General features: G+C 69.7%; 10 protein-coding genes. 5 read left to right on the top strand and 5 right to left on the bottom strand.

The window, feature by feature from the left end; translation table 11 throughout:
• Positions 1 to 20: 20 nt before the first annotated feature.
• Complete coding sequence (locus ABZ863_RS20540; RefSeq protein ID WP_358537928.1) at positions 21 to 917, bottom strand: hypothetical protein; 897 nt, start codon at positions 915 to 917, stop codon at positions 21 to 23.
• A gap of 277 nt (positions 918 to 1,194) precedes the next feature.
• On the opposite strand from ABZ863_RS20540, the gene ABZ863_RS20535 reads away from it, so the two are divergent.
• The 4 genes from ABZ863_RS20535 to ABZ863_RS20520 all read left to right on the top strand — a co-directional run bounded on the left by ABZ863_RS20535 (position 1,195) and on the right by ABZ863_RS20520 (position 4,890).
• Entirely contained in the window at positions 1,195 to 2,358 is a 1,164-nt protein-coding gene (locus ABZ863_RS20535; protein WP_358538160.1) for an AI-2E family transporter, read from the top strand.
• The gene (locus tag ABZ863_RS20530) at positions 2,355 to 3,506 is read left to right on the top strand and encodes a DUF5931 domain-containing protein (RefSeq protein WP_358537925.1); all 1,152 of its coding nucleotides are present in this window, start codon (positions 2,355 to 2,357) and stop codon (positions 3,504 to 3,506) included. Before ABZ863_RS20535 ends, ABZ863_RS20530 begins: the two co-directional genes overlap by 4 nt.
• Positions 3,503 to 4,156 carry a response regulator transcription factor gene (locus tag ABZ863_RS20525; RefSeq protein WP_358537923.1) on the top strand — a complete coding sequence of 218 codons (654 nt, stop codon included), beginning with the start codon at positions 3,503 to 3,505 and terminating at the stop codon, positions 4,154 to 4,156. The genes ABZ863_RS20530 and ABZ863_RS20525 overlap by 4 nt, the downstream gene beginning before the upstream one ends.
• Positions 4,157 to 4,230: 74 nt before the next feature.
• On the top strand, positions 4,231 to 4,890 hold the full coding sequence (locus ABZ863_RS20520) for a DUF1707 domain-containing protein (RefSeq protein ID WP_358537920.1): 660 nt from the start codon (positions 4,231 to 4,233) through the stop codon (positions 4,888 to 4,890).
• A gap of 16 nt (positions 4,891 to 4,906) precedes the next feature.
• Here the strand turns inward: ABZ863_RS20520 and ptsP are convergent, their stop codons facing one another.
• From ptsP to ABZ863_RS20500, 4 genes are all read right to left on the bottom strand, one after another.
• Positions 4,907 to 6,541 carry a phosphoenolpyruvate--protein phosphotransferase gene (gene ptsP, locus ABZ863_RS20515; protein WP_358537918.1) on the bottom strand — a complete coding sequence of 545 codons (1,635 nt, stop codon included), beginning with the start codon at positions 6,539 to 6,541 and terminating at the stop codon, positions 4,907 to 4,909.
• A 27-nt stretch (positions 6,542 to 6,568) separates the two neighbouring features.
• Positions 6,569 to 7,441, bottom strand: a complete 873-nt coding sequence (locus ABZ863_RS20510; RefSeq protein ID WP_358537915.1) for a ribokinase — start codon at positions 7,439 to 7,441, stop codon at positions 6,569 to 6,571.
• A gap of 306 nt (positions 7,442 to 7,747) precedes the next feature.
• Positions 7,748 to 10,597: a leucine--tRNA ligase gene (gene leuS, locus ABZ863_RS20505; protein WP_358537912.1), complete on the bottom strand. Its 2,850-nt coding sequence runs from the start codon at positions 10,595 to 10,597 to the stop codon at positions 7,748 to 7,750.
• Positions 10,598 to 10,775: 178 nt separating this feature from the next.
• On the bottom strand, positions 10,776 to 11,870 hold the full coding sequence (locus ABZ863_RS20500; protein WP_358537911.1) for an esterase-like activity of phytase family protein: 1,095 nt from the start codon (positions 11,868 to 11,870) through the stop codon (positions 10,776 to 10,778).
• A 66-nt stretch (positions 11,871 to 11,936) separates the two neighbouring features.
• Here ABZ863_RS20500 and ABZ863_RS20495 point away from each other — a divergent pair, with 66 nt between their 5' ends.
• Positions 11,937 to 12,359 (top strand): SdpI family protein, encoded by a 423-nt coding sequence (locus ABZ863_RS20495; RefSeq protein WP_358537908.1) that lies wholly within the window; start codon positions 11,937 to 11,939, stop codon positions 12,357 to 12,359.
• The last annotated feature ends 3 nt before the right edge of the window (positions 12,360 to 12,362 follow it).

Genomic DNA, 12,362 nt, shown 5'->3' with positions numbered 1-12,362 from the left:
CAGCTACCCCGCGGCAGAAATCAGTCTGGCGTCACACCGGGCTGCGAGCCCGGCTGCGTCGGCAGATACCGGACGCCGGAACGGATGGAACCGATCACGGCGTCGTCGAACGCGGCAACGAAACCGGCGGGAACGCCGAACAACGTGCCGTCGAGGTGGGGACCACCGTGCACGCCGGTGGGAGAGGGAATGGACGAGGGAACGACCGGCAGGCGCAACGGCGCTGTCGGTGCGGATTCCTTGTCCTGGTCGACGACCGGAGCGGACGTCTCGGTCTCGACCGGAGCGGAGTGGTCGGCCACCTGCTGCTCGACCGGACCGTCCTGCGCCGCTGCCGGTGCGCTGTGCTCAGGCTGAACCGGCTCCGCCGCAACGGTTTCGTCGGCCTGCAGCCCCGGCTCCTCGACGGGAGCGTCCGACACGGAGTCGTCCGTACCGCCGACAGCGGGCAGCCCACTCAGATCCGGCAGCGGCACCAGCGTGCCGCCCCGCGGCTGCAGCGCGTCCCAGAACTCCTGACCGAGATCGCGGGGGTCCTGGGGCGTGGTCAGCAGCCGGGTGACGGTGTCGACCGTCTCACCGACGGGCCGTACTACCGCGTTCTCCCAGACGTGATCGACCGACCGCTTCACGTCGGCGCCGAGCTTGCCGTCGCCGAACTGGAAGGGCTGTGCCTGCACGTCAACCGGTTCGGCCGCCGCGAGCAGGTCGCGGATCTCCGGCGCGGTGCCGGTGGCCGCGGTGGGCTCCGGCTGTGCCGGGTCGTTGTCCGCCGATGCCGCCGATGCCGACGCTGTGGAGACAGCCCATGCGGCAGCGGTGGCGGCGACGGTGCCGCCTGCCACGAGGAGGGCACGCGAAAGCCACCGGCGGACGCGTCCCGCGCCCTGGGTGGTGATCGCTGCCGTCGTGGCCACAGCTCTCCTGCCGGAAGGTCGTGCTCGGTGTTGGGAGCGATGACGAAGTGTGCTCGAACTGGCACTCATCGCTTGCGTGACACCGAGACTGGCAAAACACAGCGCCGTCGCGCACCTTCAACACGACTGAATGGCACGATCGTGTGAAGAACACTGAGTGTTCGCGGCTCTGACGTTCCGTCATCGTCGGTGGACACAGGGATTCGCCGTATCGCCGAACATTGTTGGTATCGACCGCTACGGTTGGTCCGTGAATCAGAGAACGCCGAAACTTCCGGTGCTGTCGGAAGACCCGGATGTGACCGCATCGGTGCCGCGAGGACTGCGGGTCTGCGCAGCGCTTGCCTGGCGGTTCCTGGTGGTGATCGCGGCGCTGTACGTCGTGGTGGAGATGGTCGGGTACCTCGGGGTCGTCGTGATCCCGGTGTCGATCGCACTCCTGCTCGCCGCGCTGCTCGCGCCGGCCGTGCGCCGCCTGGTCCAGCTGCGGGTTCCGCGCGGGCTGGCCACCGCCGTCGTGATGATCGGCGGGCTCGGCCTCGTCGGCGGCCTACTGACGTTCGTCATCGTCCAGTTCACCGACGGGCTGCCGGCGCTGCAGCAGCAACTGACCGAGAGCCTCAACCAGATCGAGGACTGGCTCATCAACGGCCCGCTGCATCTGCGCGAGACCCAGATCGAGGACGCGGTCAACAGCGCGATCGGGATGATCCAGCAGAACCAGGCCGCGTTAACCTCCAGCGCACTGACCACGGCCGGCACGGTCGGCGAGTTCCTCACCGGTCTCCTGCTCACACTCTTCGTGCTGATCTTCTTCCTGGTCGGCGGCAACGACATCTGGAACTTCCTCATGCGCGGCGTGCCACGGCACGTGCGCACCCGCGCCGACACCGCGGGCCGCAAGGGTTTCGCCTCGCTGGTGAGCTACGTCCGGGCGACAGCGGCGGTCGCCGTCGTCGACGCGGTCGGCATCGGAATCGGACTGTGGATCGTCGGGGTGCCACTGGTGATCCCACTGTCCACACTGGTGTTCCTCGGTGCCTTCATCCCGATCATCGGCGCCGTCGTGACCGGCGCGGTCGCGGTACTGGTCGCGCTCGTCACGAACGGTTTCGTCACCGCGCTCATCGTGCTCGCCATCGTCGTCGGCGTGATGCAGCTCGAGGGCCACGTCCTGCAGCCGCTGCTGCTGGGCCGTGCCGTCAAGCTCCACCCACTGGCCGTGGTCCTCGCCATCACCGTCGGCCTCGTCGCCGCCGGCATCCCCGGCGCGCTGCTGTCCGTGCCACTGCTCGCGGTGCTCAACGCCGGGATCAAGTCGCTGATCAACGATTCCCCGCCCGCGCAAGACGATGTGGACGTCCCGGCCGATGACGGAGCGCGGCCGGAATCCGAGGACTCACCCGAGGAGGTCGGCGAGGGGGCGCCCGAGCCACGATGACGGCGCGGTCGGCCGAGCTGCACGACCCTGCCACACCCGTGTGGTGGGGGACCATCGCGCTGCGCTGGATAACGCTGGCCTTCGCGCTCGGCGCGACAGTGATGCACCACAACGGTTACGTGCGCCCGTGGCTGGCGTGGACGGCCTTCGCGGTCATGGTGGTCTGGTCGTCGGTGACGACGGCCGCCTTCGCACGCGAGTCGCTGCGGACGCGCTGGCTCGTCGTCGCCGACGTCGTGGTGACGTGCACGGTGATGCTCTGGTCGCCGCTCGTGCTGTCCGACACGCAGTACGCCGCAGTGGCACCGCTGACCACGACCGTGTGGGCAGCGGTGGCGCCGGTCACGGCCGGGGCCAGGTTCGGTGCCGTCGGCGGGGTGCTCGGCGGGCTGGTGGTGGCCGTCTCGACCGCGGTTGCCCGGCTCGGGGTCGATCTGGACGTGGCCCGCGACGGCTTGCTGCTCACCGCCAGCGGGCTGCTGATCGGCGTCACCGCAAGCACCGCGCGCCGCTCACAGGCGACGCTGGCACAGGCCATGCGCACCGAGGCGGCGACCGCGGAGCGGGAACGGCTCGCACGGTCCATTCACGACAGTGTGTTGCAGGTGCTCGCCAGGGTTCGCCGGCGTGGCACGGAACTCGGTGGTGAGGCAGCGGAGCTGGCCAGGCTCGCCGGCGAGCAGGAGATCGCGCTGCGGGCACTCGTCACTACGGAACCATCCGGGTCCGCAGGCGAGGACGCGGACCTGCGGGCCGCACTTCAGCTGCTGGCGACCCCGCGCGTGCAGGTGTCCGGGCCGGCTGGGCGGGTAATGCTGCCTGCCGAGGCGGTGACCGAGCTCGTCGCGGCGACAAGCGAGGCACTGTCCAATGTCGAGAAGCATGCCGGTGTCGACGCCAAGGCCTGGGTGCTGCTGGAGGATCTCGGATCGGAGATCGTGCTGACCATCAGGGACGATGGTCCTGGCATCCCGGCAGGCCGGCTGGAAACGGCGGAGGCCGAGGGCAGACTGGGGGTCGCCACGTCGATCCAGGGTCGGGTCAGCGCGCTCGGCGGCACCTGCACGCTGGACACCGCGCCGGGCGCGGGTACGGAATGGGAGATTCGCGTGTCACGACCGCGGCAGCGCAGGAGGGGGAGCCGATGACGGTCTCGGTGATGATCGTCGACGACCATCCGATCTGGCGGGACGGCGTGGCACGGGATCTGGCTGAACGGGGCTTCGACGTCCGTGCCACCGCCGCCGACGGCGATTCGGCCGTACGCATCGCGCGTGCGGTGCGGCCGGATGTGGTGCTGATGGACCTCAACCTCGGCGAGACCTCCGGCGTGGTCGCCACCCGGTCGATCACCAGCGAGCTGCCCGACACCCGCGTACTCGTGCTCTCCGCAAGCGGCGAGCATCACGACGTGCTGGAGGCCGTCAAGGCCGGCGCGTCGGGGTACCTCGTCAAGTCGGCGTCGGTGCACGAACTCGTGGACGCGGTGCAGCGCACGGCCGAGGGCGATCCGGTGTTCACCGCCGGGCTCGCCGGGATGGTGCTCGGCGAGTACCGGCGCATGGCCGACGCGCCGGCCGGTCACGAGCCGCCGCCGCAGCTGACCGACCGGGAGACCGAGGTGCTGCGCCTGGTCGCCAAGGGCCTCACCGCGCGGCAGATCGCCGACCGGCTGGTGATCTCGCACCGCACGGTCGAGAACCATGTGCAGTCCACGCTACGGAAACTGCAGCTGCACAACCGGGTCGAACTGGCCCGTTACGCCATCGAGCACGGACTCGATCGCGACGAGGACTGAACCGGCGCTCTCAGGGACGGTTCCGGGGATTTCCCGGATCTGCCACGCACCCACGATTGCCTACCATCGTTTACGTGGCTGAGGGTGAGACCGACGACGTGCAGACCGATGTGACCGACGAGCGGACGCGGCTGCGAAACCTGCGGGTGTCGGACGCGGAGCGCGAACATGTGGTGGAGCTGCTGCAGAAGGCGATCGGGCGCGGAATGCTCGACCTCGACGAGTTCACCGAGCGCACCGACATCGCGCTGGCAGCGCGCACGCGCGGGGAGCTGAACGCGGTGCTCATCGACCTGCCGGGGCTGGCGCATTCCGACGCGGTGCCGACGGTGGCCGCACCCGCACAGCCCGACGTCGGCGGGTGGACGCCGCAGGCGGGGCGACTGGAGCTCAAGGCACACGGCTCGTCACTCGTGCGCAAGGGCCGCTGGCACGTCCCAGCCGAGCTGCTGGTGCGCAACAAGTACGGCGAGACCAAACTCGACTTCAGCGAGGCCGACGTCACCAGCTCGGTGGTCCACGTGAAGCTGGACGTCAAGTGGAGCGCGGCCACCATGATCATTTCGGAGGAGGCCGCCGTGGATCTCAACGGACTCAGCGAGATCAAGTGGTCCGCGATCGACGACAAGACCAACTCCAACGGCAGGGCGGGCGTGCCACGTTTCGTGGTTACCGGTCGCGTGCACGGCGGTTCGCTGACGGTCCGCTACCCCCGCCGGAGCCTGTTCAGGTAGCGCTCCCCAAGGGCTTTCAGGCTCCGTTGGCGGCGGTTCGGGCTGCGGCGGCTGTGGCAGTGGCGAGCGCCGCCTGCGCGGCACGTTCGCACTCGTCGAGGGTCACCGCCGCGAGGCCGGCACCGACCGCGCGGACCGACCCGCCGTTCATCGACAGGCTCGTCACGCCCAGCCCGGTCAGTACCCGCGCCAGCAACGGATCGGCCGCCGCCTCACCACACACGCCGGCGGGCTTACCGGTGGCCTTCGCGGCCTCGCCGACCATGGCGATCAGCCGCAGCAGGGCCGGCTGCCACGGGTCGTTGAGCTTCGCGACCGCGCCGAGCTGGCGATCGGCGGCGAACGTGTACTGCGCCAGGTCGTTGGTCCCCACGGACACGAAGTCGACGGCGTCAAGGACCTCGCGCGCGCTGAGCGCGGCGGCAGGCACCTCGATCATGACCCCCGCGCCCGCGATGCCCATGGCCCGCACGTGCTCGGCGAACCACGCCGCTTCCTCCGCCGTGGCGATCATCGGCGCCATCACCGACACGTCCGCGCCGGAGTCGGCTGCCGCACCCGCGATGGCCTCGAGCTGCCGGTCGAGCACACCGGTGCGATCGAAGGCCACCCGGACACCACGCACGCCGAGTGCCGGGTTCGGTTCGATCTCCGGATCCAGGAACGCCAGCGGCTTGTCGGCGCCGGCGTCCAGTGTGCGCACGATGACCGGCTTGCCACGGAACGGCTCGAGCACCGCCGTGTAGGCGGCACGCTGCTGTGCCACCGACGGCTCGTCGTCGGCATCGAGGTAACAGAATTCGGTGCGGAACAGCCCGACGCCTTCGGCGCCCGCCTCCGCGGCGGCGCGCGCGTCGGCCGGGGCGCCGACGTTGGCCAGCACCTTGACCCGGTGACCGTCGGCGGTCTCGCCGCGGCCGTTCCATTCCGCGGGACCGGCAGCGGTCGCGGCCACCACGGGAGCACCCACGTCGACGGCCTCTATCGCGCCGGTGCCACCGTCCACCGAGATCGCCTTCGCGTCGAACGCGAGCACGCCACGTGCGGCAACGACGGCGGGGATGCCGAGCGAGCGGGCAAGGATGGCCGTGTGACTGGTGGGCCCGCCCTCCTCCGTCACCAGCGCGAGCACCTTGGCGGGGTCGAGCCCGGCGGTGTCGGCAGGGGCGAGGTCGCGTGCGACGAGCACGCTCGGCGCGGTCAGCTCCGGAACTCCTGGCGGCGCGATGCCGAGCAGTTCGGCGATGATCCGATCCCGCACGTCCTCGATGTCACGTACCCGTTCGGCCATGTAGCCGCCCGCGTTCGCGAGCGCGTGGGCGAAGTTGTTCGCGGCCTCGTAGACGGCCCGCGCGGCGGGGATCCGCTGCGCGGTGACCAGTTGCTCGGCCTGGCTCACCAGTGCGGGATCGGCCGCCATGGCCGCCGTGGTCGTCAGGATCGCGGCGGCGTCGCCGGTCGCGGGAGCGGCCATGGCCTCCAGCCTGCTCGCCACAGCCTGCGCAGCCGGTGCGATGCGTGCCGCCTCGGCATACGGGTCGTCCGGGCCGGGACTGCCGGCTGGCTCGCTGATCGACTCGGTGACCTTGATGACGGGCCCGCTCGCGCGGCCGGGGCTCACGCCCACTCCCGACAGCTGTGCGTCAGACATGTTCCTCCAATGGAAAGCCCGCCTGGCTCACTGTAGTTCGGCCGCGGTCGGATAGGAGGGCTGGGCGCCGCGGCGGGTGACCGAGAACGCGGCGACCTCGACCGCCTGGCGCGCGGCGTCCACGAGGCCGGAGCCCGCGGCGAGCGCCGTGACGAGTGCGCCCGCGAAGGCATCGCCTGCGCCGGTCGTGTCGACGGCCTCGACCTCAGGCGAGGCGACGTGGGTGCATCCCTCGGCGGTGACGACGACAGCGCCGAGTGCGCCGCGGGTGACCACCGCCGAGCGCGGGCCGAGGCTCAGCAGCTGGGCTGGGTCGGCCGAGTCGGCGCCGAGCAGCCAGGCCGCCTCGTGCTCGTTGACGAGCAGCACGTCCAGTGCCGCGAGCGTGGCAGGGCCGACCTTGGCCACCGGCGAGAGATTGAGCACGGTACGTACGCCCGCAGCGGCGGCGGCTGCGATGGCGTGTTCCACCGTCGGCAGCGGAATCTCCAGTGAGGCGACGAGTACGCCGGCACCGGGCAGCGCGCGGCCGACGTCGGCTGGATCGAGCGCGCGGTTGGCGCCGGGGGAGACGAGGATCGAGTTCTCACCGTCGGGGGTCACCGTGATGTAGGCGACACCGGTCGGCCGCTGGACGATCCGCACCAGCTCGGTCCGCACGCCCGCGCCACTCAGCGAATCGAGGAGGAGCCGCCCGTTCCCGTCGTCGCCGACCGCCCCGAGCAGAGCGACATCGGCACCGAGGCGGGCCGCCGCGACGGCGGTGTTGGCCCCCTTGCCACCGGGCAGGATCTCCGTGTCCCCACCGAGGACGGTCTCGCCGCCCACGGGGCGTCGTTCCGTGGCGACGACCAGGTCCGCATTCGCAGACCCCACGACCAGCACCCGAGCAGCAGTCACGGGATCAAGCCTGCCATGAGATCAGCGGGGCCGATCGGGGCCCGCTCTTGTGCGAATGTGAATTCCTTTGTAACTTTCCGAGCGGCTGATGCGACAATCAGGCGAGTGTTCGCACCAGTCATCACCTTTTCAGGTGAGTCTGAGGGCCGGGCGTCATTATGCCGGCCAGGCGGACTCTCCACTGACACACCGCGTTCGCGCGGTGTTTTGTCCGGCCCCGGTCCCCAGGACCAGTCGGGCATCGGGTCGCCGGCACCGGTCACGTAGCCCCCCGAGTGATCGGTGTCGGCGGCGCCCTGATGAGCGTTACAGCACCACGTTGACGAGCCGACCGGGTACCACGATCACCTTGCGTGGTTCGCCGCCGGCGAGCAGCGCGGTGACCTTCTCGTCGGCCAGCGCCGCGGCCCGCACATCGTCGGTGCCTGCGTCGGCCGCCACGGTGACCCGCGAGCGCACCTTGCCGTTGACCTGGATCGGGTACTCGACGGTGTCGTCGACCAGGTACTTCTCGTCCGGCACCGGGAACGGCCCGTGCACCAGGGTGTCCGGGTGGCCCATCCGGTTCCACAGCTCCTCGGCGATGTGCGGGCACAGCGGCGCCAGCATCAGCGCCAGCGGCTCCGCCAGTCCGCGCGGCGTGGCCTCCGCCGAGCCGTAGACCTTGGTGACGTAGTTGTTCAGCTCGATGAGCTTCGCGCCCGCGGTGTTGAACCGCAGTTCCGCGTAGTCCTCACGCACCCCGGCAGTGGTCTTGTGCAGCTGCCGCAGGTCCGCGTCGGTGAGCTCGGCGTCGTTGACCCGTACCCGGCCGCTCTCCTCGTCGACCACCAGCCGCCACAGTCGCTGCAGGAACCGGTGTGAGCCGACGACGTCCTTGGTCGCCCACGGCCGGGAGTCGGCGAGCGGCCCCATCGCCATCTCGTAGAACCGGAACGTGTCGGCGCCGTAGTTGTCGGCCATCTCGTCCGGTGTGACGACGTTCTTGAGGCTCTTGCCCATCTTGCCGTATTCCTGGGTGACCTCTTGCCCATTGTGGAAGAACTTGCCGTCCCGCTCCTCCACCTCGTCCGCCTGCACGTAGAAGCCCCTGGCGTCCCGGTAGGCGTAGGCCTGGATGTAGCCCTGGTTGAACAGCTTGCGGTATGGCTCGCTCGAGGAGAGGTAGCCCAGGTCGTACAGCACCTTCTGCCAGAAGCGCGAGTACAGCAGGTGCAGCACCGCGTGCTCCACACCGCCGACATAAAGGTCCAGTCCGCCAGGGTCGTTGACTCCGTGCTCGGCGGGTCGCGGACCCATCCAGTACTTCTCGTTCTCCGGGTCGACGAACCGCTCGGTGTTCGTCGGGTCGATGTAGCGCAGCTGGTACCAGCAGGAACCCGCCCACTGCGGCATGACGTTGGTGTCCCTGCGGTACTTCTTCGGCCCGTCGCCCAGGTCCAGGGTCACCTCGACCCAGTCGGTGGCCTTCGCCAAGGGCGGCGCGGGTTCGGAGTCGGCGTCCTCCGGGTCGAACGTCTTCGGCGAGTAGTCCGCCACATCCGGCAGCACCACCGGCAGCTGGTCCTCGGGCAACGGGATCGGCATCCCGTCGGAGTCGTAGACGATCGGGAACGGCTCACCCCAGTAGCGCTGCCGCGCGAACAGCCAGTCGCGCAGCTTGTACTGCACGGTGCCCTGGCCGTGGCCGTGTTCCTCCAGCCACGCGATGATCGCCTGCTTGGCGTCATCGACACCCATGCCGTTGAGGCTCAGGTCCTCGTTCGAGGAGTTGATCGCCGGCCCGTCACCGGTGTAGGCCTCGCCGTCGAAGCCCTCGCTCGGCTGCACCGTCCGCACGATCCTCAAGCCGAACCTGCCTGCGAAGTCCCAGTCGCGCTGGTCCTGCCCGGGAACGGCCATGATCGCGCCGGTGCCGTAGCCCATCAGCACGTAGTCGGCGATGAACACCGGGATCTGTTCGCCGTCGACCGGGTTCGTGGCGAAGGAACCGGTGAAGACACCCGTCTTGTCCTTCATCTCCTGCCGGTCCAACTCGGACTTGCGGGAGGTCTGCTGGCGGTAGGCGGCCACGGCCTCCGCGGGTGTGGCCGCACCACCGGTCCACCGCGCGTCGACGCCCTCCGGCCACTGCTCGGCGGTGAGCGTCTCCACCAGCGGGTGCTCGGGCGCCAGCACCATGTAGGTGGCACCGAAGAGCGTGTCCGGGCGGGTGGTGAAGATCTCGATGACCTCGTCGCCTGCGGGAAAGCGCACGTTGGCGCCGCGGGAGCGGCCGATCCAATTGCGCTGCATGCTCTTGACCTTTTCCGGCCAGTCCAGCAGCTCCAAGTCGTCGACCAGACGGTCGGCGTAGGCGGTGATGCGCATCATCCACTGGCGCAGGTTCTTGCGGAACACCGGGAAGTTGCCGCGCTCGCTGCGGCCGTCCGCGGTGACCTCCTCGTTGGCCACCACGGTGCCGAGGCCGGGAGCCCAGTTCACCGGCGCCTCGGAGATGTAGACCAGCCGGTGCGAGTCGATGATCTTGTGCCGCTCGACACGGCTCAGCTCGCTCCAGGCCCGCCCGTCCGGCGTCGGCCGGTCACCGGCCGCGTACTCCTTCTCCAGTTCCGCGATCGGGCGGGCCTTGGCCTGCTCGTCGTCGTAGTAGGAGTTGAAGATCTGCAGGAAGATCCACTGTGTCCACCGGTAGTAACCGACGTCCGTTGTCGCGATCCGGCGCCGCTCGTCGTGGCCGAACCCCAGCCGCCGGATCTGGCTCAGGTACCGCTCGATGTTGGCCTCGGTGGTGGTGCGCGGGTGCGTGCCGGTCTGCACCGCGTACTGCTCGGCGGGCAGGCCGAAGGCGTCGAAGCCCATCGTGTGCAGCACGTTGCGGCCGATCATCCGGTTGTACCGGGCGTAGACGTCGGTACCAATGAACCCCAGCGGGTGGCCGACGTGCAGTCCTGCACCGGACGGGTACGGGAACATGTCCTGCACGAACAGCTTGTCCGAGGGCAACGGCACGCTGTCATCGACGAGCGGTCCCACCGGGTTCGGGGCGTGGTAGGTCCCGTGGTCAGCCCAGTAGTCCTGCCAGCGCCGCTCGATCTGCCCGGCGAGTGCGGCGTTGTAACGCTGCGCGGGAGTCGTCTCGGTGCTGTCTGTCATCGCCGAACCCTTCGCTCTACCCACCTGCTCGAAAACAACGGAACCCCTCCGCCTCCAGGGCGTGAGGGGTTCGCCGCACCGACCGGAATCTCCGGTCAGCGCGGCCGGCTAAGGAACAGGCTGGCCGTATCCACAGCTCTCATCGTAGCCACCCCGACCACCGCGTTTTCGGCAAGCCCTACCTCATGGCCAGCGCGATGACCTGCGTCACCTGGCCGCTTGAGAAGTTGTCGTCACTCACGAGCAGGAGGCTGCGCTCGCCGGTCGCCAGGCGCGGGCCCCAGGTCATGCCCTCGACATTGTCGACGTGGTCGATCGGAAGGTCGGCGAGGTCGGCGACGAGCTTCTTGCGCACCGGCTTCACCTCGGGCGCATCGGCCAGCGACGGCACAGCCAGGACGTTGCTGGCGCCGCGGGTGTCGATCTCGAAGATCCGCACCCGGTTGCCCACCCCGCTGACATAGGCGCGTTCGAGCACGAGGAACCGCGCCGGATCGCCGCCCGCGGCCAGGATCGACACGACACCGTTGTTTGCCGAGCCGCCGGGTGCCGGCGTCGCGAACACCGGTTCCTGCTGGTAGGCGTACTGCCTGAGCACGGGACCGAAGCGACTTTGCACCGTGATCCTGGACAGCGCACCGTGCTCGGGAGTGGCCTCGGGGCCGTCCTGCTGGAGAGGTCCTTCCAGCGCCGTCACCACGAGCGAGCCGGCAGCGGCGAACGTCATCGCTTCGAGTACCTGGTTCGGGCGCGGCCCCGCGGTCTCCGAAACCCGCTCGTTCTCCGGAATCGGCAGGTCTCGTACATAGGCACCGGTGCGAGTCGCCTCCCGCACCGACGGGTCGGGCGTGGCGGCAACGCCACTGCGGTCGCCTTCCTGGCTCCAGTAGTAGGTGCCGCACCACGGGTCGACGCGCAGTTCCTCGGGGTCGACGGCGTCCGTCGGGTAGGTGGAGCCGTCGGGCTGGGTCAGTGCGTGCGTGCCGGTGAACGTCACCTCGCCGAGCCCGCGGGCGGTGACCGGGATCTTCGCCGTGTAGAAGCGCGCCGGCTGCAGTTGTGAGCGGTCGTCGCTGAGCAGGACGTACTGGCCGGTGCGGTAGTCGTAGTCGATACCCGAGAGCCCGCCGACTGTCGTGCCGGCGAACGGCAATGCGTTCGGCACGGTCCGCACGCCGAGCACGCGCACCTGTTGGTCGGCGTGGGCCGGTGGGGTGGCGAAGGTCAGCAGGGCAAGCCCGAGCAGGCCGGTGACAAGGCGTTTTCCAGACATGGCCCACAGCACATCGCATCAGGGTGTCAGGCAGGTGTCATCGAGCTGGCAAGTATTGTCGGCCGCGTGTTCGTGGTCGCGCTGGTTCCCGCACTGCTCGGCATCCTGGTCGGCTGGGGTGGTTACCTCGGCCTACGGGAGAAACTGCCGCGGGATCGCGGTGCCGGTGTGCGAACAGCGGCCACGCTGCGCAGCGACGAGGCGTTCCGGGTGGCGAACAAGGTCGCCGGACTGCCGACCGTCGTCGCGGGTGCGGTGGGTGTGGTCGCCGGTGTGGCCGGGCTGCTCATGCCCAGTGCCGCAGGCACCATCATCGCCGCGGTGGTGGGGCTGATCGGGATGTTCGTGCTCGTCGCGGGCGGAGGGCTCCTCGGCCACCGTGCCGCTGCCGCCGTTCCCCTGCCGCGCGAGGTGCCGTCGAGTTGCGCGGGATGCGCCTGCGGGGGCTGTTCGCTTCTGGGCGGAGCGAAGACCGAGACGGCGTCCTGATCC

The organism is Saccharomonospora sp. NPDC046836, assembly GCF_040645195.1.
Classification (GTDB): domain Bacteria; phylum Actinomycetota; class Actinomycetes; order Mycobacteriales; family Pseudonocardiaceae; genus Prauserella_A.
Note: the sequence above shows the minus strand (reverse complement) of the source record. Positions and strands in the feature narration are given on the sequence as shown.

What these genes read in the sequence shown, in the direction of transcription:
- ABZ863_RS20530 (WP_358537925.1), top strand. Translation starts at nt 2,355, where the DNA reads ATGACGGCGCGGTCGGCCGAGCTGCACGACCCTGCCACACCCGTGTGG.
- leuS (WP_358537912.1), bottom strand. Translation starts at nt 10,597, where the DNA reads ATGACAGACAGCACCGAGACGACTCCCGCGCAGCGTTACAACGCCGCA.
- ptsP (WP_358537918.1), bottom strand. Translation starts at nt 6,541, where the DNA reads ATGTCTGACGCACAGCTGTCGGGAGTGGGCGTGAGCCCCGGCCGCGCG.
- ABZ863_RS20500 (WP_358537911.1), bottom strand. Translation starts at nt 11,870, where the DNA reads ATGTCTGGAAAACGCCTTGTCACCGGCCTGCTCGGGCTTGCCCTGCTG.
- ABZ863_RS20525 (WP_358537923.1), top strand. Translation starts at nt 3,503, where the DNA reads ATGACGGTCTCGGTGATGATCGTCGACGACCATCCGATCTGGCGGGAC.